Source organism: Propionivibrio dicarboxylicus (assembly GCF_900099695.1).
GTDB classification, from domain to species: domain Bacteria; phylum Pseudomonadota; class Gammaproteobacteria; order Burkholderiales; family Rhodocyclaceae; genus Propionivibrio; species Propionivibrio dicarboxylicus.
Map to the genome: position 1 here is coordinate 90,307 of NZ_FNCY01000016.1, position 19,810 is coordinate 110,116.

Genomic DNA, 19,810 nt, shown 5'->3' on the forward strand with positions numbered 1-19,810 from the left:
GTCCACAGGAGAATTCCAATGCTCAACCGCTTCCTTCGTTCTCTGACGCTGGTCAGTACCGTGGTTTTGGCCACGCTCGCGCCAAGTGCTCACGCTGATGTCCTGGCCAATGTCACTAAATCCGGCACCATCAAGATCGCCGTGCCGCAGGATTTTCCGCCTTTCGGCAGTGTCGGTGCCGATATGAAGCCGAGCGGTTATGACATCGATTTCGCCAACCTGATCGGCAAGGAACTCGGCGCCAAGGTTGAACTCGTGCCCGTATCCAGTGCCAACCGGGTGCCGTTCCTGACCACCGGCAAGGTCGATCTCGTTGTCTCCAGCATGGGCAAGAATGCCGAACGAGAGAAGGTCATCGACTTCTCGGCCGCCTACGCGCCGTTCTTCAACGGCATTTTCGGCCCCGACGAAATCAAGGCAAGCAAAGCCGATGAACTCGCCGGCCGGACCATCTCCGTGACGCGGGGCTCGGTCGAGGACCTGGAGCTCTCGAAGATCGCACCGCCCAGCGCAGTCATCAAGCGTTTTGAGGATAACAATGCAACGATCACGGCCTACCTCTCCGGCCAGACGCAACTCATTGCCACCGGCAACGTCGTTGCTGCAGCGGTGAATGAGCGGAGCAAACTGCGCCGTCTTTCGACCAAGTTCCTGATCAAGGATTCGCCGTGCTTTGTCGGTTTGGCGAAGGGTGAAGCCGCCTTGCAGGCGAAGGTCAACGAGATCATCGCGAAAGCCAAGAAGAGTGGGGCCTTGAATGAGATCTCGCAACGCTGGTTGCATGCGACCTTGCCGGCCGGGCTTTGATGGAGCCTCGATCGCCGGCCGGAGTTCGCCTCCTCGTCCGGGGGTCGGGGAGGCATCGCGCCACGACTGGCGATCCCTTCTTTCCGCCCTTTCGCGGTCCCTTTGCAGCCTTTCGCGGTCTTTTATCCTGACATTCGTTTTGACGACACAGCGCTATGGCCTATCAATTTGACTTCGCTTTCATTCCTGATTACGCCGGCATGTTCGCCCACGGCCTTGCTTATACCGTCGGGCTGACCGTCGCCGGCGGTGCGATCGGAATCGGGATCGGGATCGGTGGCGCGATCAGCCGTCTCTGGAACCTGAGGCCGTTCGGAAACCTGTATCGCTATTACGTCGAACTATTCCGCAACACGCCTTTCCTGGTGCAATTGTTCCTGATCTTCTTCGGGCTGCCCTCGCTCGGCATCAAGCTGGTCGAGTGGCAGGCGGCGATCCTGGCCATGGTGTTAAACCTGGGCGCCTATAGCACCGAGATCATTCGCGCCGGCCTGCAAGCGACTCCGCCGGGACAGATCGAGGCGGCGGAATCGCTCGCCCTGACACGCTGGCAAACCTTCCTGTACGTCATGCTGCGACCGGCGCTGCGCAAGGTGTGGCCGGCCTTGTCCAGCCAGGTGGTGATCACGATGCTCGGCTCGTCGGTGTGCTCGCAGATCTCGGCGGAGGAACTGACCTTTGTCGCAAATTTTATCCAGTCGCGTAACTTTCGCGCCTTCGAGACCTATTTTTTCACCACCGCCATGTATTTCGGCCTCGCCTTGCTCATCCGTCAGGCGATGCGTCTCATTGGTCGCCACCTGATCGTGCGGAGGCCGTTGTCATGATCTCTTTCTCGCTCTGGGACATCGTGCGTAATTTGGCGATTGGCGGTGCGCTGACCTTGCTGCTGTCGCTCGTGGCTTTCGTTCTCGGTGGCGCCGCCGGCTTGCTGGTCCTTTTCGCCCGGATCGGAAAATGGCGCGTGCCGCGCGCAATGGCGCAGATGCACATCGAACTATTTCAGGGTACGCCGCTGCTGTTGCAGCTGTTCACGCTGTTCTTCGGTCTGTCGCTCTTTGGTCTCGATATGCCGGCATGGTTGGCGGCTGCGCTCGGTCTCACCTTGTTCACCAGCGCCTTTCTCGCTGAAATCTGGCGTGGCTGCGTCGAGGCGGTACCGAAAGGTCAGTGGGAGGCCTCGGCCTGTCTGGCGATGAGCTACGGGGAGCAGATGCGCCATGTGATCCTGCCGCAAGCCATGCGTCTTGCCGTTGCGCCGACCGTCGGTTTTGCCGTGCAAGTGGTGAAGGGGACCGCAGTCACTTCGATTATCGGTTTTGCCGAGCTGACCAAGACCGGTTCAATGATCGCGAACGCGACGTTCCAACCGTTCCTTGTCTATAGCTTGGTCGCGCTCGCTTACTTCGTCCTCTGCTATCCGCTCTCGCACTATGCCCAATCGCTGGAAAGGAAACTCCATGCCGCTCGTTAGCACCAACCGCCTGCATAAATTCTATGGCAAGAACCACGTGCTCCGGGGCATCAAGCTCGACGTCGAAGAGGGCGAGGTCGTCACCATCGTCGGTCGCAGCGGATCGGGCAAGAGCACGCTGCTGCGAACGCTCAACGGACTCGAAAGCATCGACGACGGCGTCATCGAGGTCGACGGCGCGCGGCTGGACGTTGACCACGCTGATGGCGACACGCTGCGCGCGCTACGGCAGAAGATCGGCATGGTTTTCCAGCAGTTCAACCTGTTTCCTCATCTCTCGGTCGGGCAGAATGTGATGCTCGCGCCGCAAGTCGTCAAGAAAATGACAAATGCCGAGCGGGAGGGCATCGCCCGCGACATGCTGTCTCGCGTCGGCCTCGCCGAAAAATTCGACGCATTCCCCGATCAGCTCTCCGGCGGCCAGCAGCAGCGCGTGGCCATCGCCCGAGCCTTGGCGATGTCGCCGAAGGTCTTGCTATGCGATGAAATTACCTCGGCGCTCGACCCGGAACTGGTCAATGAAGTGCTTAACGTCGTGCGCCGGCTCGCTGCCGAGGGTATGACGCTGATCATGGTGACGCACGAGATGCGCTTCGCGCGCGAGGTCAGCGACAAGTTGGTGTTCATGCACGAAGGCCGTATTCACGAAACGGGGCATCCGCAGGAAATGTTCGCCAGGCCGGCGACGCCGGAGTTTGCGAACTTCATCGGCTCGTTGAATTGATCGGCATGTTCGCCGGAAGAGGGTAGTGATTCGCTGCCTGGCCGGATAGTGCGTCAGCATCTCCGGTGGAATGCGAGGCGGCCTCTTCAGCTTGCTCCGGCGCGGAGACGCTGGCGTCGTGAAGCCGGTGCTGCGGCGGCCCTAGCATAGCAAAACGCCTTGCAGTGTCTTGAGACAGTGCAAGGCGTTTGCTTGATGCTGGCGGAGTGGACGGGACTCGAACCCGCGACCCCCGGCGTGACAGGCCGGTATTCTAACCAACTGAACTACCACTCCAATGCTGCCGACATTCGTTCGGCTTGCTGCTGCCGATCGCCTGTCTTATCTTGGCGTCCCCACGGGGATTCGAACCCCGGTACCAACCGTGAAAGGGTTGTGTCCTAGGCCTCTAGACGATGGGGACCCGGACTAAAACATTTTCTTTCGAGCTCTTGGTGGAGGTACGCGGGATCGAACCGCGGACCTCTTGCATGCCATGCAAGCGCTCTCCCAGCTGAGCTATACCCCCGCTCGAAAGAAGGGCGCATTATAGAGAGCCTGTCGGGGGTTGTAAAGTCCTTTTTAAAAAAATATGGAGTTTTCTTTCGACGCTCACGCGGGCAGCGCTGCCAGGCGCTTCAGCACGGTCTCGCGCGGGAAGAGTGCGACCACCGCGTCGACCGACGGCGTCTGCGCCTGGCCGGTCAGCAGCACGCGTAGCGGCATGGCGAGTTTGGGCATCTTGAGGCCGTGTGCGCCGATGCAGCTCTTGATCAGCGCATTGATGGCGGCCGGCTCCCAGGCGACATCGCGCACGCCGGTGGCGAAGTCGACGAGCGCCGGCAGTGCTTCCGGCGTCAGATGCTGATTCAATACGGCCGGATCGAAGGTGATATCGGCATAGAAGATGCTGGCCGCATCGGCCAGCTCGTTCAGGTTGCTGACGCGTTCCTTGTAGAGGCCGATGATCGCTTCGAGCGAGGGCGATGCCGAAATGGCGATGCCGCGCGCTTCGAGGCGCGGGCGAACGAGCGCCGCCAGGCGGGCCGTATCGGCTTGCTTGATGTAGTGGGCGTTCAGCCAGTTGAGCTTCTCGGTGTTGAATTGGGCCGCCGACGGGGTGATGTGGTCGAGGTCGAACCACTCGCAGAACTGCGTCATCGAGAATACTTCGTCATCGCCGTGCGACCAGCCGAGGCGGGCGAGGTAGTTCAGGACGGCTTCCGGCAGGTAGCCGTCGTCGTCGTATTGCATGACGCTGACGGCGCCGTGGCGCTTGGACAGCTTCTGGCCGTCGTCGCCGAGAATCATCGACAGGTGCGCGTATTGCGGCACTTCCGCGCCGAGCGCCTTGAGGATGTTGATCTGGCGCGGCGTGTTATTGACGTGGTCATCGCCGCGAATGACGTGGGTGATGCCCATGTCCCAGTCGTCGACGACGACGCAGAAGTTGTAGGTCGGCGTGAAATCGGTGCGGGCGATGACGAGATCGTCGAGTTCGGCATTGGCGATGGCGATCTGGCCCTTGACGAGATCGTTCCAGGCGACGACGCCGTCGGTCGGGTTCTTAAAGCGGATGACCGGCTGGACGCCGGCTGGCGGCGTCGGCAGGGTCTTGCCGGGTTCCGGGCGCCAGGTGCCGTCGTAGCGCGGCTTCATGCCCTTGGCACGCTGCTCCTCGCGCATCCGCTCGAGTTCCTCGGGCGTGGTGTAGCAGTAATAGGCGGCGCCGTCGGCCAGCATTTTGTGCAGGACTTCCTTGTAGCGGTCCATGCGCTGCATCTGGTAGAACGGGCCTTCGTCGTGGGCGAGCCCGAGCCAGTTCATCCCGTCGATGATGGCCTGGACGGCTTCCGGCGTCGAACGGGCGACGTCGGTGTCCTCGATACGCAGGATGAATTTTCCGCCATGATGACGGGCAAAGGCCCATGAAAACAGCGCGGTACGGGCGCCGCCGATATGCAGGAAGCCAGTGGGGGAGGGGGCAAAGCGGGTTCGGATCATGGTCGGAGGCAGGAAACGTAAAACGACTATTGTAAAGGAAACTCAGATCCAAATTGACCGCGCGCCCAGCTTATGGTTAAATGCCGCCCTCGATTGCGCGGTTAGCTCAGCGGTAGAGCACTGCCTTCACACGGCAGGGGTCACTGGTTCGATCCCAGTACCGCGCACCATCGAATTACGAAAACCCTCTGATTTTTCAGGGGGTTTTTGCTTTATGGCGTCGTCATTTATACCCCGGTCACCACCCCGCTTTGAGGTTAATAGTGACTTTCGGGTGACAACAGGGTGACAAGAAAACTACCCCGTTGCCTAGGCAAAGACTACCACTCAAGCCTCTTGTGCACAAGACAGATGCTTGCTCGATACCCCTTACAACATCCCAGCACTCCGCGTTCGCTCGAAGAGTGATTAGGGGGCAACTCTCCCCGTGTCAGGTCTTCTGTCGCATTGAGTGCTGTTACGGTTTCTTGGTTAGGTTCGAGCGGTGTGGTCCGAAGTTCGCCCCGCCTGATCGTCGCACACCTAGGTATCGGTGGTTTCTCGTTAAGTCAGAATCGGTTCGACAGGACCAAAATCACTGCAAATTTTCGAGAGGGGAATCGTTTGAACTCGACTCGAAGATTCCCCCCCGTCCGGGGTGGGGGCTCAAATTGAGTCTCGTAAAGAACTTTTTGTGTAATCAGAATTGAGCCAAGCAAGTTGCAGAATGATCGCGGAAAGATGGTTCGGGTGATTGACTCGTCATCCCGCATGGCAACAGGCTTTATTGTCAGGAGGTGCTCTAACCGGAGGACGAAGCTGAGATAGCGGGGAGTTGAGCGTCGGACACCTTGCTTCGTCTATTGGGGCCGACAGGGGCAGCTTCAGAGCCAGCAACCACCTCAACAAATTGAGGAGTGTCGTGAATCGAGTCCAATGCCGTGGGCCAATCTGAGCGATATGTTCTCTGAGAGATTCTTCCAAACCGCGATAGGCAGAAGAAAAACTATCCCAGTTTTCGATTGTTCCCAGTGCTCGGGCAATTCGTCTGCGAACGTCGTGCACAGATATCTCACATCCTTTCGAGTACTTCTCGATCAGGATTTCTGTTGAGATTTCCGCAGATGCAAGCAGAGTTTCAGTCACGACGTTGTAGCTGCCTTGTTAAAGTTGTCACGCACTTGCAGCAAAGGGTCCGCTGAGCCTTTGCCACTACACAGGAGGTTACGCCTCCTGAACATAGAACAGGGTTACTGCAAAGAGACTTTGTTAATCATCGTCAGGGGTCACCGTTTCCTTCTAGAAGTGATGCGGGTTAGAAAAAATATTGCCTTTTGTAGAAAGTGTTTGTTTAACCAGTCGAGTAGATAACCTCCGTATTGCCTTAGAACAACTCGTCGTGCCGAAAAAAGGCAAAGCAGCATGACGACGTCAAAAAAGGTGTTGAGGTAGTCTTCAGCAGCCCATTTGGACGATAGGTTGATGATCCTTTCTCCGGCACGGATCAGAAATACCGCAATGGAGAATAGCTTATGGAAGTGAATCAAAATTCCTCCTTCGTAGAAACAGAAGGAGGCGTTTCCATTTGCCCGTTCTTGTGCCCCCGGCGTGACTTGAGGACATGATGACTATGGGGGCTTTATCTGATTTTTTCAAGCACGGACAACTTGCGATTTTGTACTCGAAAACCACCGTTTTACGGTACATAAGCAGGTACGCTCAGAACGTACCTATAAACGGGGTGTTGTAAACCGGTCAATGTACCGATAAAATTCACCCCGTTATTTGTTCGGTACGGAGTGGCTCATGGCTACATTCGCTTACCTTCGGGTTTCAACCAAGGATCAGACCACGGAACAACAACTGGCCCAGATTCAGGGGGCCGGGTACAAGATCGCAAGGGACCGCGTTTATGTCGAGCAGGGAGTATCAGGAAAAGTACCTGCTCTGCAACGTGAGCAGTTCTCGAAGCTCAACGAACGGCTCCACTCCAGTGACTCTTTGGTCGTCACCAAACTGGATCGACTGGGCCGGGACATGCTGGATGTGATCGCCACTATCCGCGATCTCACCGAGCGTGGCATCTCCATCATGATCTTGGGTCTCGGTACGCTAGATAGCTCCCCTCAGTCGAAACTGACGCTGGCCATGTTGGCTGCGATCAGTGAATACGAGCGTGACCTGATCAGCGAGCGCACCAAGGCCAAGCTGGCGAAGCTCAAGGCAGATGGCGTGAAACTTGGGCGGCCAATGAAAACGACCGATGAAGCGTTGCGCGAAAAAGCAGAGGCCCTCTTCGCCGAAAACATGAGTTGGCGCAAAGTGGCGGGTGAACTCGGCGTCGCCCTCTCAACACTTCAGCGCATGATGAAGGCTGCTGCGTGACAAACAATCAACCCATCCCATAGCAGAAGGCTGATCCTGTTTGACACGTTCGCCCGTCGCTCCTCCGATTAGGTAACACCATAGGGGATGAGGCATCGGGTCGATTTTCACGCAACACAGGACAAGAGCCAATTCTTACCACCCTTAGGGAAAGGCCGATTACTGCCACCCATAGGGATAAGTGGCATCTAGCCAATTACTGCCCCCCTTAGGGATGAGCCAACGCGCTGCTCGTCCTTGGTCCGCGACAAGCTATTTTGCTTGTCGATTATTTAACCCGCTAGACCTCCGCTGGGGCAACCCACCGGGGGTCTCTTCGTTTCTGCATGAGGTATTCAATGAATGATCTGAAATGTGTCTTTCGTAACTTCTCTCTGTCTATCCCGACCTTCGACCATCTGAAGCACTTCCAGCGAGAGTATGAGCGTCAGCACAACGTGAAGCTGAGCAACAGCCAGGTATTGGCAATCATGCTGCGTCAGCATCAGGAACTGATTGCCGGGAGTAAATGTGATGACTGAGCGTCTCTCCGTTCAACAAGCCGAACTGCTGATTAGCACAGCCTACGACATCCTGATCAGCTATTTGGAGCAAAACGGCAACCGGCTTTCCGACCTCCACCGCCAAGCCCTTCAGGCAATGCTTGAGGAAATGACCGGTTACGCGACGGGTGCAATCTCTGGTCGCCGTGCCTTCAGTCTTGGTACGGGGTGTGGAAAAACGTCGGCCATCATCGCGTGGATCACTGCACTGCACCGTCTGGGACACCACGGGGTGTCAGTTTCCGTGTCTGCGTCCAAGGTTGAGGCTTTGTGTGATCTGAAGCGGCAACTGATGCTGCTTGGGGTTCCAGAGCGGCTGATCGGGATCAAGCATAGCGTCCGAGACGCCTCCCTTCCATCGACCGATGACGATGACCGGCTCTACCAACTGGTTACCCATGCCCGAGTCCGTGGTGGCAACGACAAGCCTCTTTTCGTCGAGCATCGCGGCCAGATCCGTGCGCTGATGATTTACGACGAGAGCCTGATTCGGTCGGACTGCGAGGTGATCTCGGAGCGAAAGCTCAGGATGGAAATCGCGGCCCTCAAGGAGAACGTGCGCGGGCGGGATGTTGAAAGCCGGTTCCTGCCCCTGTTCAGCTTTCTTGATGAAGGCGTCGCAGCCATCAAGGAGGCATTGCATCAGTACAAGGGCAACCCAAAGGCATCCCCGGTTGTTGCCATCGGTGCCCCAGAGTGGATTGATCTTGATGGATTCCGCTCCTTGCTTGGCAAAAGTTCGCAGTGGGAAACCATCCTGCGCTTCCTTGATGTCGTTGGCTCCCCGTTGCGCCTGTTGCTGACCAAGCAGGATGAGGGCCTCGTCTGGTACCAGATCAGCGTTCCGCCTGAATTGAACAACATCCTGATCCTCGATGCTTCGTATCCGATCCGGGAATTGGTGAAGATGGATTCATCGATTGTCGACAGCAGCCCTGCATACATTCGCGAGGTGAAGCGTTTCGACCGGGTGACGATGTATCAGATGAAGCACCCAAGCGGACGCCAAACCACCAGCGACAACTTCGGCAAACGCTGGCTGACGGATCGCACGATGTCGAGGGAGATCGCTCAGGTTGTCGAGCGAGTTCCCCAAGACAAGTCCATCCTTATCTTCACGTTCAAGCCTCGGGCCAACGAGATCGATATCCCGTCGGTGATCCTGCGTGATCTTGAGGATGTTGGGATCGACATCAAGGCCAGAACTCCTGAAGGCAACCCCCGGATCAATATCCTCACTTGGGGCGACGAGACCAGCCTGAATCAGTTCTCCCACTGCGAGGTCGTCATTCTCGCTGGTTTGCTTCACCTGCCTCACCTGACGATTGCCTCCCGGATTATCGGGCAGCAAGACAGCTACGAGGTCTCTACCAGCCACAAGCAGGTGGAGGAGGTTCTCGACAGCGAGATTGCACACTCGGTGTATCAGGCAATCAGCCGAGGTGCGTGTCGCGTGGTTGAAAACGGTCAGGCCAAGGCGATGGAGGTGTATCTCTTCCACAGCAAGAACAACCTTCAGGCGGCTCTTCAGTCCATCATGCCGGGAATGAAGTGGAATGTCTGGGTGCCGACGTTTGTGACCGACGACGCTAGGCTCAGTGAGATCGACATCAAGGCCATGGAGATCAAGGCTTACCTCGACAAGCAACCCGAAGATCGAGCGAAGGTGCCGACCAAAGAAATCCGTGAGGCCCTGTCGCTCGACGCTCAGATCGACAAGCTGAGGAAACTCTACGACCGAGCCATCCAGAAAGTCTGCAGTTCAGGACTATGGCAACGTCAGGGGCAGTCGCTGGTCAGGATGGGGTATCTCTTCGGGTGCTGACCAAAAAGGACATTTCTTCCTAAATACTTTGGTTTATAGAAGATTTGTCCTTTTCGTGAGATCAATCGCTTGGCCGACAAACGGAACAGCTGAACATCCCGTCACGGGGTCTTGAGTGTCATCGTTTGAAGGTCAAGCGGTAGTCTCCGGGCAATAGCTTTTATTGGTGAATAACCATGAAGGAGGATGCCCTGATCAGTATCACTTCAGAGGGCTGTCGGCTCACACCGGCAGTCCTCGTCCTCTTGCTATCTGTCGTTTTCAGGTTGTCGATCAGGCTACCCTCAGTGCAACCCGGCAGACATCCCTTGATAAACACTTTGTCCCGCCCCGAAGTAATTCTCGTAGATGTGGGCGTAGGTCTTCACCCGCTTGTCCTTCTTCAGATCGGGCGTGTAGGCCTTCGGCAGTTTGATGTAGAAGTCCCTGATGGTTCGCTCGACATCAGCCTTGGTCTGGGTCTTCAGTCGCCAATCAAGGACCAGCTTCTCGGCCTTCAGCTTGGCGAGTAGCTCCTTGGCTACTTTCTTCACGTCGTCCTTTTCCTTGTCGCTCAGGATCGGCTCGGGTTGCGTCAGCAGATCGAAGATCGCCAGTTCCTCTTCGGAGAGGTTCTCACGGTGCGCCCGTTGTTCCTCTTCCGTCAGGCTCTGGGCGAAATCCATCAGTTCCTTGAAGAAGGCTTCGAGGTTGTGGCTTGATGCGTTGTAGCTATCGATCAGTTTCTTGAACTTCTCCATGAAATCGATTCGCCCCTTGTTCTCACGGACCATCTTCTCCAGTTTCTGCTCGATCTGCCCCTTCAGCTTCTCGGTCTCGGTCGCCTTCTTGCCTTCCTCAAACTTCTTCTGGAGGGCCGCGAAATCGATCTGCGACAGGTCGATCAGTGCTTCAGCCTGTGGGCGATTCCCGATGCGGTAGCCCTCGGTAGCAATCGAGTCATCGAGCAGGGCATCCAAGTCGCTCATCACCCCGGAGATGTCCGGGGCTGGGCGCAGCGCCTTGATCATCGCGCCAAGGTAAGACACCAAGACGGACATGGGGGCGTAAGCGTTGGCCTCGGCATCGGGGAGGATGGCCTTGAAAGTTCGGGCAACCTGACCAGCCAAGAGCAGGTACGCCTTGATGGTGTCTTCTCCTGCCTGAAGGATCACGTCCATGGCCTTCTGGAGAGCTTCCAGGCGTTTTTCCGGCGGGGTGTTAACGACCCCCTTCAGATCGATGCCGAGACCCGTACAGAACGATTCTGCCCGTTTGAGCAGCCCTTCCAGTTGCTCGATCAGCGCCGTCTTGTCCTTGATCGGCAGTTGCCCCGGTTGGTTGGGCTTGGCGTAGATACGCAGGGCGTCCTGAAGGTTGCGGAAGATGCCCACATAATCGACGATCAGACCAGCACTCTTGCCCGGTGCCACACGGTTGGCCCGAGCGATGGTCTGCATCAAGGTGTGATTCCGCATCGGCTTGTCGAGGTACAGGGTCGAGCAGGTCGGCACATCGAAGCCGGTGATCCACATGGCGCAGACAAAGACCAAGCGAAGACTGGCGTCCGGGTCTTTGAATTTCTCGTCCAAGTCCTCGTTGATCATCCGCTGCCGGTGCGGAACGATGTCCAGCCCCTTGGCTTTCAGGTCTTCAATCTCGTTCTGGGATTGCGACACCACCACGGCCATGTCGGTGGTCTGCATGACCATGATTTTCTCGGCCAGCACCTCCTTGGCGTCCCCAGTGGCGGTCTTCAGTTGTTCGTGAAGATCGGCCAACTGTTTTTTCCAGAGAGCCTGAACCTTGTCGTACATCCGCACCGCTGTGGCTTTGTCGATGCAGACCATCATGGCCTTACCCCGGTAACCTCGACCAAGGAAATGCTTCACCAGATCGGTGGCGATGGTCTCCAGTCGCTCATCGCGGGTAATCAGGTGGTATTCACGGGCGAACTCCCGCTCCAGCTTCTTCTCTTGGGCTTCGTCCAGTTCGGCCTCTTCGAGGAGCTTCTCGATGTCCTTGTTCAGGTTCTCGTTGACGATCTGAAGCTCTGGCGTCCGGTTCTCGTAATAGAGCGGCACCGTGGCCCCATCCTCGATGGATCGGGCGAAGTCATAGACTGAAACGTAATCCCCGAAGACCTCGCGGGTGCGTTCCTCCTCCCCGGCAATCAGCGGCGTCCCGGTAAAACCGAGGAAGGCGGCATTGGGCAGGGCATTGCGCATGTTCAGCGCGAAGATGTCGTACTGGCTGCGGTGGGCTTCATCGGTGATCACGATGATGTCGTTGCGGTCGGAAATCTGCGGATAAGCCTCGCCTTTGTCCGTGTGGAACTTCTGGATCAGGCTGAAGACATAGCGTTGATCCTGAGACAGGAGTTGCTTCAGGTGTTCCCCGCTGTTGGCATGAACTTCCGCCCCGGTGATCGCGCCGGTTGCCGTGAAGGTCTTGTAGATTTGGTCGTCCAGTTCGGAACGATCAGTGACGATCACGAACGTCCATTTGCCGGGTAACTTGCGGAGAATCTTCTGGGTGAAGAACACCATCGAGAGGCTCTTGCCGCTCCCCTGCGTGTGCCAGAAGACCCCGAGCTTCTTCGCCGCTTCAACATCTCCGGATTCCCGCAGCGTGATCATCTGGGCGATGGCCTTGTTCACACCCAGGTACTGATGATTCTTCGCGACCTTCTTGATCAAGCCACCCCGTGCCAACTCGAACAGGGTGAAGTTCTCCACGATGTCGAGCAGCCGCCGCTTGTCGCAGAGACCACGAATGGCAGTCTCCAAACTGGTGGAACCTGCTTCGGTCTCATCGTCGATCCGCCGCCACTCGAAGAAGTGTTCCCAAGGGCTGGTCAGAGTGCCCACGCGGGTCTGTGAGCCATTGGACAGTAGGATAAAGGCGTTGGGATGGAAGAGCTGCGGGATACTCTGGCCCTTGTAGTCCTTCAGGTTGTCGTCGAAGGCGGACTTCAGGGGAACGTGCGGCCCCTTCAGTTCGATGAAGACAAGCGGAATGCCATTGACGAAGCCGAGCAGGTCACAGCGGCGCTTGTACATCTCCCCCGATACCCACATCTGCTGGGCAAGGAAGAAGTCGTTGTTCTCCGGGGTGTTCCAATCAATGACCGAAAGCTCAACCGTCCGTGGGTTGCCTTCGTCGTCAGTGATGTCGACCTTCACCCGGTCCCGCAGCAACTTGTAGAAGGCTTGGTTGGCATTGACCGGTATCTGCTTCGAGCGGTCCTCGGTCAGTTGCTCGATGGCCTGTTCATAGGCAGAAGCTGGGTAACCCGGATTGATGCGCTCCAGTGCCTTGCGAAGGCGAGGCACGAAGATGACTTCGGCGGCTGACTTGCGTCCTTCTGTTCCATCCGGCCCGAAGGTTTCGTTGTAGAGGTTGGCCGTCTCCCAACCAAGTGATGCGAAACAGTTGATCGCGGGTAGCTCGACCAGAGCGAGTTCCCCGTAGGTGGCTGTGACTTCCTTGGCTGTGAGAACGGTGGTCATGCCGCGATGGCCTCCTCAGGTTCGGGCAGATTGGAAACGTCGAGTTCGCCGGAGATGAGCTTGGGGAGCAAGAGGTCTCTGGTAGTGCGGAGATTGGTATTTTTGTTTGAAAGCGAGTCAACCAGCTTAAACATCGGCGCAACAGTATGGTCGAATTTATGTACCAACGTTTCCGCAGGGGTTAGTACTTTGCAGGCACGCGCATCTCCAAGAGAAATAAAAGGTTGAGCTGCTCCACGCTTTGGCCAAAAATCAGGCGACTTGGTAGCAAAATAAAGGAAGGAATTCGATACTCCTTGCTCACTACGCGCCCAAAATTTAATGGTGTTCTTGATACACGACCACTTCCCCCGAGCAAACCAAGTCAATCCCACATTACCAATGGCAGAAAGGACAATCCCCTCTCGGTCGAAATCAAAGTAAGACAGTTTTCCATCTGGTCCAGAGGCGCTGTATGCAGTGAAACCATCTTTAACGTAAGCCTTTTTTGTTTTCGTGGTATCGCCCCATTGAACTTCGGCAAGAACACCCAGTGGCTGATAGCTCCACCCCTCAGGGATCAACCCCAGTTCCGGCTCCACCATCTTCACCTGTTCATGCCCCGGAAAACGGAAGCGGACAAACCACTCCTCGTAGATTCTCCGGGCCATTTCCTCAAGGATGGCAATCCGTCGCGTGTTGTTTTCGATCAGGTCGTCGTAGGCGGAAAGGATGGAGGCGATGCAGCGTTGAGTTTTCAATGGAGGGAACGGCAGCTCCAGATCAGATATTTGCTTTGCACTTACATTTGGCTGTCCGGCTCCAAGTCCTTGGGCATACAAGGTCTTCTCATAATTCGGCAGCGACAGAACATAAAAAACAAAGGCCGGATCACACTTGGCCTTATCAGGTCGAATAATTCCAACACGCTGATTGACCAAAAACCGTTGTGACACTTTTAGCATCCGACCAAACTTGCCTACACTTCCGGCTCCGGTCATAGCAACTAAGCTGTCTCCCTGCTGTAAAACGTATCGGTCTAATTTGCCGGTAAAAAGCTCTCTCGGGAAATGGTCCGCACAGCGAGACTGGACGCACCCAGCTTGGATGTTCCCAATCTTGATCACGGGTATTCCACTACTTCCGAGGTCGGAACTCTTAAATGCAAACCCGGAGAAAACAGTAGCAATTTCTCCTAATTGCACTTTTGTATGGCCAGTTTTCTTCATGAGGCTGAAATGGAGAGAAGATTTGATGCGTTGTCACTAATGGCTTTTTCCAATTCGCCAGCTTCGAAGTTCAGCAACTCCAACTCTTCCGTCAATGCTTCAAATCTCTCAACAAAATCAAAGTCGTCCGCCCCCTTGTCTGCAACCCCAACATAGCGTCCTGTATTGAGACTCCAACCTTGCGACTCAATCTCAGCTAGGTTCACTGCTCTGCACACCCCTGCGATGTCCCGGTAGACACCCTCAGGGAACTGCTGCTGGAGCATCTCTTGGCTACCAGCACCTGTCTCGACTGCTTCGCCACGCCACAGCCGCACGATGTTGGAGAGGAACTCGATCTGCTCGGGCAGGAAGTCGCGGATCGCCCGGCTGACCTGTCGGTAGTAACCCCGTGCATCGATGAACAGCACTTGATCCTTGCGTTCGCCTTTGGTCTTCGCCTTATCGAAGAACCACAGGGTACACGGCAGGGTCACCGTGTAGAAAAAGTTGGACCCGACCGAGACGATCACATCCACGCCCCCGGCCTGGATCAGCTTCTTGCGGATTTCCAGTTCCGTACCCCGAGCGTCCCCTGCCGAGTTCGCCATGACGAAGCCAGCACGACCCGTCTCGTTCAGCGCGGTGTAGAAGAGCTGAATCCAGAGGTAGTTGGCGTTGTCAGTGGTCGGGATACCGAAGGGGAACCTTGGGTCATCCTTCACGCGCTCCTTGTCGACTCCTGAGACGTTGAACGGAGGGTTCGCCATTACGAAGTCGAACTTGCCGAGGGCCTTGTGCGGGTCTTCGTAGTAGGTGTTGGATTCCCGAACGTCCCCCGAGAGGCCATGCACTGCAAGATTCATCTTGGCCAACTTGACAGTGTCACCGGCCTTCTCGGTTCCGAAGACGGTCAGTTCCTCACTGGCGCGTTTCTGATGCCGCTGCACGAATTCGGCACTCTGGACGAACATACCCCCGGAGCCACACGCCGGATCGAAAATCTTGCCGTGGTAGGGTTCGATGATTTCGACGATCAGTTTGACGATGCTGGTCGGGGTGTAGAACACGCCGCCCTTTTGGCCTTCCGCCAGCGCGAACTTGCCAAGGAAGTACTCGTAGATTTTCCCAAAGGCGTCCCCCTCGATTTTCCCAAGGTCGTTCATCAGACGCAGCAATTCGATCAGGACGGAATTTGGGAGCTTCCCGTAGGAACGCGGCAGGATACCTTTCAGTTCTTCGTTCTCAGCCTCGACAACCGCCATGGCTTCGTTAGCCGCCTTGCCTACGTCTTGCCCTTCGGCCAAGTCGAGCAGGTAGGAGAATCGGGCATTTTCAGGAAGGAATAGCGCCCCCTCGGCCTGATAGTCGAACGTCTCGATCTCGGATACGTCGAGACCACTTTCGATCAGTTTGGCCTCGGCTTCGTGGAAACGCTTCTCGGCGTAGCGTAAGAAGATCAGCCCAAGGACTGGATTGGAGAACTCGGAAGGCTTTAGACCGGTATTGGCCCAGAGTTGGTCAGCCGCTGCCCACAGGCGGGATTCGATTTGATTCAGGTCGATGGTCATTGTTGTTTTGTTTTCTGGGATTAGACTGATTTTTATTCACCGAGAATTGTACTCGGCAGGAATCAGTCCGCCTACCAACCAACAACCGATATCAAGAAATCAGCAAGCGACCAACTCTGGCGGGATCAGCGAACCCTTCGCAAATTTTGGCCTTCTCTGGATATCTTTTGTCCAGCCAGCCTTCCTGCAAGGTCTCCGGCATCAATCGAAACATAACGCTGGAGCATGTTGGCGGTCGCATGACCTGATATTGTCCGCAGTTCCAAGATGTTGAATCCCATTTTGGCAAGGCGGGTCAGTGCATCGTGTCGAAGGTCGTGAAAAGTGAAGTCTTCGATTCCTGATCTATCTACAGCCCTTTTGTATGCTTGCTTCAGTGTTTCAGCCGTGACCGGAAAGACGCGACCTTCGTGGCTCCGAGGCAATGACTTCAAGAGGGAGATACACGTTGGCGACAGAGGAATGTTGCGGCAGCCAGTTTTCCCCGAGACTTTTGCCACCTTACGGACCATATCTATGTCGTCCCATCTCAGGGACAGTATTTCCCCCCTCCTGGCTGCCGTTTCCAACGCGAAAACAACTACCGGCCTTATCCAATGGTTTCTGCACCGGCCCACAGATGTCAGAAGGGCTAGCCTTTGCTCTTCGGTAAGTACTCGATCCCTTGGTTTTTCGAAGGCTGGTTTTCGTATGAGACTGACGGGGTTGTTTTGAAGGGCGAATCCCCATTCTCTTATTGCCACAGAAAATACATGGCTGATTAGCGTCAACTCTCGGCTGACTGTTGAGCCAGAAACCTCTTCAAGACGTTGATCTCTCCATTCGGCTAACCGTTGGGACGTTACTCCAGCGACTGAGAACAGTGCCAACTTGGAACGGCGCAAGGCTTCGATGCGAATCATCTCGACGTCTGCCCCACGCTTTTTGCTGCTGACTTCTAATGAGTAACGTTTGAGCAGATCACCTAGAGTTGTCTGCTCGGCTTCCGTGCGATCCATCCATTGACCAGCGTCGATTGCCCTTTCTTGCTGCCTTCCCCATCTTTCAGCATCTTTACGAAGCTCGAAAGTTTTCGATAAGGTCGGATATCCCTTGCGCTTGATAATGCACTGCCAATGCCCATTTCGTTGTCTGATAGTTGCCATCCTTGATACTCCGGGTGACAGCAGGGTGACAAACGAGGTATAAAACTGACAATGACACCTATGAAAGCCCCTCGATTGCGCGGTTAGCTCAGCGGTAGAGCACTGCCTTCACACGGCAGGGGTCACTGGTTCGATCCCAGTACCGCGCACCAATCGATGCAAATACTTAAGCCACTTTTAAAGTGGCTTTTTTATTTTGTGGGAAAAATATGTGGAAGTCAGTTTCTGCAACTGGCTGTCAAGCACGACTGCACTCCATTCCCATGGATTGCCTATGACACCCGGACCCGTCGCTAGTGGCAATGACTTTGGAAAATGGCCGCGATAGTCCGTTCAGGTTTCCTGTTGTTACTCATCGCGAGCTTTCTTGGTCATTCCTCGAGGGATGCATAGCGTCCGTTTGTTGCTGCTTGCACAGGAATGGCAGTGAAAGAAAAAACCTGCCTAGCTCTGAATTGAATCGTTTGCGTGCTGCTGCCAGGCTGATTCCATTCGTAGAGTCCGGACTGTCAAATCGAACGCTGCCTGTCGGGCGAGCTTGACAGATGATGCTGTTCTGCGAACGGCCGGCGAAGACCGAAGGGCAAGGAAGTCATTGGCAAAGGTCTGAAGCGCCTCAATGATCGATATTTTGGGGGCGATGAATCGGTCGGTAACGGCTTCGCTTGTGAGAGCATTGAATTGGAATTGGCGTTGGGCAAATCCAAACGGCGCACTCATGTCATCCTCATTGGCGCGAGTCCGTTTAAAGCGAAGCGCATGTGCAAGTGCCTTTGCGCACGGATGACGGCGTAAAAGATAAATTCTAATAAGTCTTTGTTTGATTTGGCCTTGTGTCGTTATAGAATCATCGAATGACCCGATCTGACTTGATAGAACTTTTGGCGGCGCGTTTTCCGCTGCTGACCGCCAAAGATGTGGATGCTTCCGTTCGGGAAATTACCGATGCAATCAGCCTGGCGCTTTTGGCGGGGCGACGAACCGAGATTCGCGGGTTCGGCTGCTTTGCGCTGAACTACCGCCCCCCCAGAATTGGGCGTAACCCGAAATCCGGCGAAGTCGTCAATGTCCCGGAAAAATGGGTGCCTCACTTCAAGGCAGGTAAGGAAATGCGGGAGGCTGTGGATGCATCGGCCAGGCCGGTCTTGGCGAGAAAGGTCGCCTGACGAATTGCGGATAAAAAAATCCCGCGCCAGTGTGGCACGGGACATAAATCTCATCATTGCGATGAGTCAGGGAGGGTCAAACATTGTCAGCAGGGGATGCTGAAGCAATGATTGCAGTGTACGACTGAGCGATCTCCCCGTCTGTGTCGGCTTCAAGGTGTTTGGGTAACGGTTTGTGCAGGGCTTGGCGTCTAACGTCTGAGGACATCCCAAGGAGGTGGCGTTTTACCTCGTTACGCTGACACTGGATAATGCCGAATTGAATAACCTCTGCAGAGATCAGCATGGCAAAACGCACGACACCACCGATTACCCTTCCGGAATATGAGCGGCTATTTCGGACAATCCATGCCGTTTGTGCGACCGAACAGAGCGACCCGACAAAGTCGTCCCTCTTTTTTTCAGTTGCAGGGGCGTATCTGATCAAGCGGCATCACAAACTGGACTCGGCGTCCCCGGTTGCCGGCGTGGCGGGGTATAACGTCAGTGGATCAGGCAAGTTCTCCATTGTTTTTGGAAAAACTACGAGTGGGGCGTACCTTGCAGATAGCGATCATTTCCATTGCTGGGTTGAAGTCGATGGATGGGTCGTCGATCTGATGGCACCCTTGTTTAACGAGGCGGCGTCTGCTGATCGCAAGGTCGAATCCATTCCGCGATTCATGTTCCAGAAACCTGTGATTGCTGATGTCAGTGCGATTGGAATTGATAAGCCAGGTGCATATTTCCACATTCCGAACGATCGATTGACGACAGACTTGATGACGGGGTTTGCGGAAAATCCGGTGTGTTCGGACCTGGTTCGAATATGCGATCAATGGTATGCCCGTCCGCCCAGGAAGATTGCGCCGAGTATTGGAATAGAGGATCAAGCGGGGAATGCCGAAGAAGTTTGTCTGTCGCCCCTGCGGATCACGGGGGCTTGGTAATACTCTCCGTATTCTCAAGGGGCTGATTTTCGGCGATTCTGTTGAAAAACTCGAATTGAAATCGGGTTTGAGGTGGGGCGGCAGGCAACGGGAACTGCCTCACAGCCCTTTCGGACGTTTCATTCGGGCTTTGCCGCCCGGCTTGTTAGTTGATCTGTAGGGTTTCGCGTTAAGCGGGCGCACCTATCCTGTTGAAGGGCGGTCCTTGGCTGGTGAGTTTGGCCATGCGACGGAGATTCTGAGCGATGCCTGCCAGCGTGAATTCGTCAGTCGCGCCAGTCAGCCCACGTAGACGTAAGCGATCAAGCCTCAGGATTGACTTGAGATGGGCAAACAGCATTTCGACCTTCTTCCGTTCGCAGCATGAGCGTTGATACTCGAGTGTCGTCGCAATCTGGCGTGCCACATTACGAGCATCCTCATGAATGCTGCGGTGGATCATGCGGGATCTCATGTTCGGACAGCACTGGAACTTCATTGTGCAGCTTGCGCAATCAGATTGCTGGGCGCGATAGATGATGGTTTCTGCTTTGGTGATGCGAGTACGTGGCTTTTTGAATATACGCCATTGCTTGCGCAGGGGTTTGTCTGCCGGACAGCGA

15 protein-coding genes and 5 tRNA genes are annotated in these 19,810 nt (G+C 55.6%); 11 read left to right on the top strand and 9 right to left on the bottom strand.

Features of this window, described 5'->3' with window-relative positions:
- Nucleotides 1–18: 18 nt before the first annotated feature.
- From BLR25_RS16230 to BLR25_RS16245, 4 genes are all read left to right on the top strand, one after another.
- Entirely contained in the window at nucleotides 19–807 is a 789-nt protein-coding gene (locus tag BLR25_RS16230) for a transporter substrate-binding domain-containing protein (protein WP_091939016.1), read from the top strand.
- A 155-nt stretch (nucleotides 808–962) separates the two neighbouring features.
- Nucleotides 963–1,634 (top strand): amino acid ABC transporter permease, encoded by a 672-nt coding sequence (locus tag BLR25_RS16235; RefSeq protein ID WP_091939017.1) that lies wholly within the window; start codon nucleotides 963–965, stop codon nucleotides 1,632–1,634.
- Nucleotides 1,631–2,281, top strand: coding sequence for an amino acid ABC transporter permease (locus BLR25_RS16240; protein WP_176785946.1), 651 nt, complete (start codon nucleotides 1,631–1,633; stop codon nucleotides 2,279–2,281). The genes BLR25_RS16235 and BLR25_RS16240 overlap by 4 nt, the downstream gene beginning before the upstream one ends.
- Nucleotides 2,268–3,005: an amino acid ABC transporter ATP-binding protein gene (locus BLR25_RS16245; protein ID WP_091939020.1), complete on the top strand. Its 738-nt coding sequence runs from the start codon at nucleotides 2,268–2,270 to the stop codon at nucleotides 3,003–3,005. Before BLR25_RS16240 ends, BLR25_RS16245 begins: the two co-directional genes overlap by 14 nt.
- A gap of 199 nt (nucleotides 3,006–3,204) precedes the next feature.
- On the opposite strand, the gene BLR25_RS16250 is transcribed toward BLR25_RS16245, so the two are convergent.
- The 4 genes from BLR25_RS16250 to gltX form a co-directional block, all read right to left on the bottom strand.
- Nucleotides 3,205–3,281 (bottom strand) — tRNA-Asp (locus tag BLR25_RS16250).
- Nucleotides 3,282–3,332: 51 nt separating this feature from the next.
- Nucleotides 3,333–3,408 (bottom strand) — tRNA-Glu (locus tag BLR25_RS16255).
- A 29-nt stretch (nucleotides 3,409–3,437) separates the two neighbouring features.
- A tRNA-Ala gene (locus tag BLR25_RS16260) sits at nucleotides 3,438–3,513 on the bottom strand.
- 83 nt (nucleotides 3,514–3,596) lie between these two features.
- A complete protein-coding gene (gltX, locus tag BLR25_RS16265; RefSeq protein ID WP_091939022.1) occupies nucleotides 3,597–4,988 on the bottom strand; it encodes a glutamate--tRNA ligase in 1,392 nt (463 codons plus the stop codon).
- A 95-nt stretch (nucleotides 4,989–5,083) separates the two neighbouring features.
- Here gltX and BLR25_RS16270 point away from each other — a divergent pair.
- The 4 genes from BLR25_RS16270 to BLR25_RS16285 all read left to right on the top strand — a co-directional run bounded on the left by BLR25_RS16270 (nucleotide 5,084) and on the right by BLR25_RS16285 (nucleotide 9,719).
- Nucleotides 5,084–5,158 (top strand) — tRNA-Val (locus tag BLR25_RS16270).
- 1,615 nt (nucleotides 5,159–6,773) lie between these two features.
- Nucleotides 6,774–7,352: a recombinase family protein gene (locus tag BLR25_RS16275; protein ID WP_091939024.1), complete on the top strand. Its 579-nt coding sequence runs from the start codon at nucleotides 6,774–6,776 to the stop codon at nucleotides 7,350–7,352.
- A 338-nt stretch (nucleotides 7,353–7,690) separates the two neighbouring features.
- Entirely contained in the window at nucleotides 7,691–7,873 is a 183-nt protein-coding gene (locus BLR25_RS16280) for a hypothetical protein (protein ID WP_091939025.1), read from the top strand.
- On the top strand, nucleotides 7,866–9,719 hold the full coding sequence (locus BLR25_RS16285; RefSeq protein WP_091939027.1) for a hypothetical protein: 1,854 nt from the start codon (nucleotides 7,866–7,868) through the stop codon (nucleotides 9,717–9,719). The genes BLR25_RS16280 and BLR25_RS16285 overlap by 8 nt, the downstream gene beginning before the upstream one ends.
- Nucleotides 9,720–10,003: 284 nt before the next feature.
- On the opposite strand, the gene BLR25_RS16290 is transcribed toward BLR25_RS16285, so the two are convergent.
- From BLR25_RS16290 to BLR25_RS16305, 4 genes are all read right to left on the bottom strand, one after another.
- Entirely contained in the window at nucleotides 10,004–13,210 is a 3,207-nt protein-coding gene (locus BLR25_RS16290; RefSeq protein ID WP_091939029.1) for a type I restriction endonuclease subunit R, read from the bottom strand.
- Complete coding sequence (locus tag BLR25_RS16295) at nucleotides 13,207–14,418, bottom strand: restriction endonuclease subunit S (protein ID WP_091939031.1); 1,212 nt, start codon at nucleotides 14,416–14,418, stop codon at nucleotides 13,207–13,209. Before BLR25_RS16295 ends, BLR25_RS16290 begins: the two co-directional genes overlap by 4 nt.
- Nucleotides 14,415–15,968, bottom strand: a complete 1,554-nt coding sequence (locus tag BLR25_RS16300; protein WP_091939033.1) for a type I restriction-modification system subunit M — start codon at nucleotides 15,966–15,968, stop codon at nucleotides 14,415–14,417. Before BLR25_RS16300 ends, BLR25_RS16295 begins: the two co-directional genes overlap by 4 nt.
- A gap of 125 nt (nucleotides 15,969–16,093) precedes the next feature.
- Nucleotides 16,094–17,113, bottom strand: a complete 1,020-nt coding sequence (locus BLR25_RS16305) for a tyrosine-type recombinase/integrase (protein WP_091939036.1) — start codon at nucleotides 17,111–17,113, stop codon at nucleotides 16,094–16,096.
- 77 nt (nucleotides 17,114–17,190) lie between these two features.
- Here BLR25_RS16305 and BLR25_RS16310 point away from each other — a divergent pair.
- The 3 genes from BLR25_RS16310 to BLR25_RS16330 all read left to right on the top strand — a co-directional run bounded on the left by BLR25_RS16310 (nucleotide 17,191) and on the right by BLR25_RS16330 (nucleotide 19,208).
- A tRNA-Val gene (locus tag BLR25_RS16310) sits at nucleotides 17,191–17,265 on the top strand.
- Between the two features lie 702 nt (nucleotides 17,266–17,967).
- Nucleotides 17,968–18,279 carry an integration host factor subunit beta gene (locus BLR25_RS16320; RefSeq protein ID WP_091939039.1) on the top strand — a complete coding sequence of 104 codons (312 nt, stop codon included), beginning with the start codon at nucleotides 17,968–17,970 and terminating at the stop codon, nucleotides 18,277–18,279.
- A 284-nt stretch (nucleotides 18,280–18,563) separates the two neighbouring features.
- Nucleotides 18,564–19,208: a DUF2026 family protein gene (locus BLR25_RS16330; protein ID WP_091939043.1), complete on the top strand. Its 645-nt coding sequence runs from the start codon at nucleotides 18,564–18,566 to the stop codon at nucleotides 19,206–19,208.
- 169 nt (nucleotides 19,209–19,377) lie between these two features.
- Here BLR25_RS16330 and BLR25_RS16335 read toward each other — a convergent pair.
- The coding region (locus BLR25_RS16335) for a transposase (RefSeq protein ID WP_143009844.1) at nucleotides 19,378–19,810 on the bottom strand (433 nt) is incomplete at its 5' end.

Coding starts and splice junctions, on each gene's coding strand:
- BLR25_RS16235 (WP_091939017.1), top strand. CDS start 963: ATGGCCTATCAATTTGACTTCGCTTTCATTCCTGATTACGCCGGCATG.
- BLR25_RS16290 (WP_091939029.1), bottom strand. CDS start 13,210: ATGACCACCGTTCTCACAGCCAAGGAAGTCACAGCCACCTACGGGGAA.
- BLR25_RS16245 (WP_091939020.1), top strand. CDS start 2,268: ATGCCGCTCGTTAGCACCAACCGCCTGCATAAATTCTATGGCAAGAAC.
- BLR25_RS16330 (WP_091939043.1), top strand. CDS start 18,564: ATGGCAAAACGCACGACACCACCGATTACCCTTCCGGAATATGAGCGG.
- BLR25_RS16320 (WP_091939039.1), top strand. CDS start 17,968: ATGACCCGATCTGACTTGATAGAACTTTTGGCGGCGCGTTTTCCGCTG.
- gltX (WP_091939022.1), bottom strand. CDS start 4,988: ATGATCCGAACCCGCTTTGCCCCCTCCCCCACTGGCTTCCTGCATATC.
- BLR25_RS16240 (WP_176785946.1), top strand. CDS start 1,631: ATGATCTCTTTCTCGCTCTGGGACATCGTGCGTAATTTGGCGATTGGC.
- BLR25_RS16285 (WP_091939027.1), top strand. CDS start 7,866: ATGACTGAGCGTCTCTCCGTTCAACAAGCCGAACTGCTGATTAGCACA.
- BLR25_RS16275 (WP_091939024.1), top strand. CDS start 6,774: ATGGCTACATTCGCTTACCTTCGGGTTTCAACCAAGGATCAGACCACG.
- BLR25_RS16300 (WP_091939033.1), bottom strand. CDS start 15,968: ATGACCATCGACCTGAATCAAATCGAATCCCGCCTGTGGGCAGCGGCT.
- BLR25_RS16305 (WP_091939036.1), bottom strand. CDS start 17,113: ATGGCAACTATCAGACAACGAAATGGGCATTGGCAGTGCATTATCAAG.
- BLR25_RS16280 (WP_091939025.1), top strand. CDS start 7,691: ATGAATGATCTGAAATGTGTCTTTCGTAACTTCTCTCTGTCTATCCCG.
- BLR25_RS16295 (WP_091939031.1), bottom strand. CDS start 14,418: ATGAAGAAAACTGGCCATACAAAAGTGCAATTAGGAGAAATTGCTACT.
- BLR25_RS16230 (WP_091939016.1), top strand. CDS start 19: ATGCTCAACCGCTTCCTTCGTTCTCTGACGCTGGTCAGTACCGTGGTT.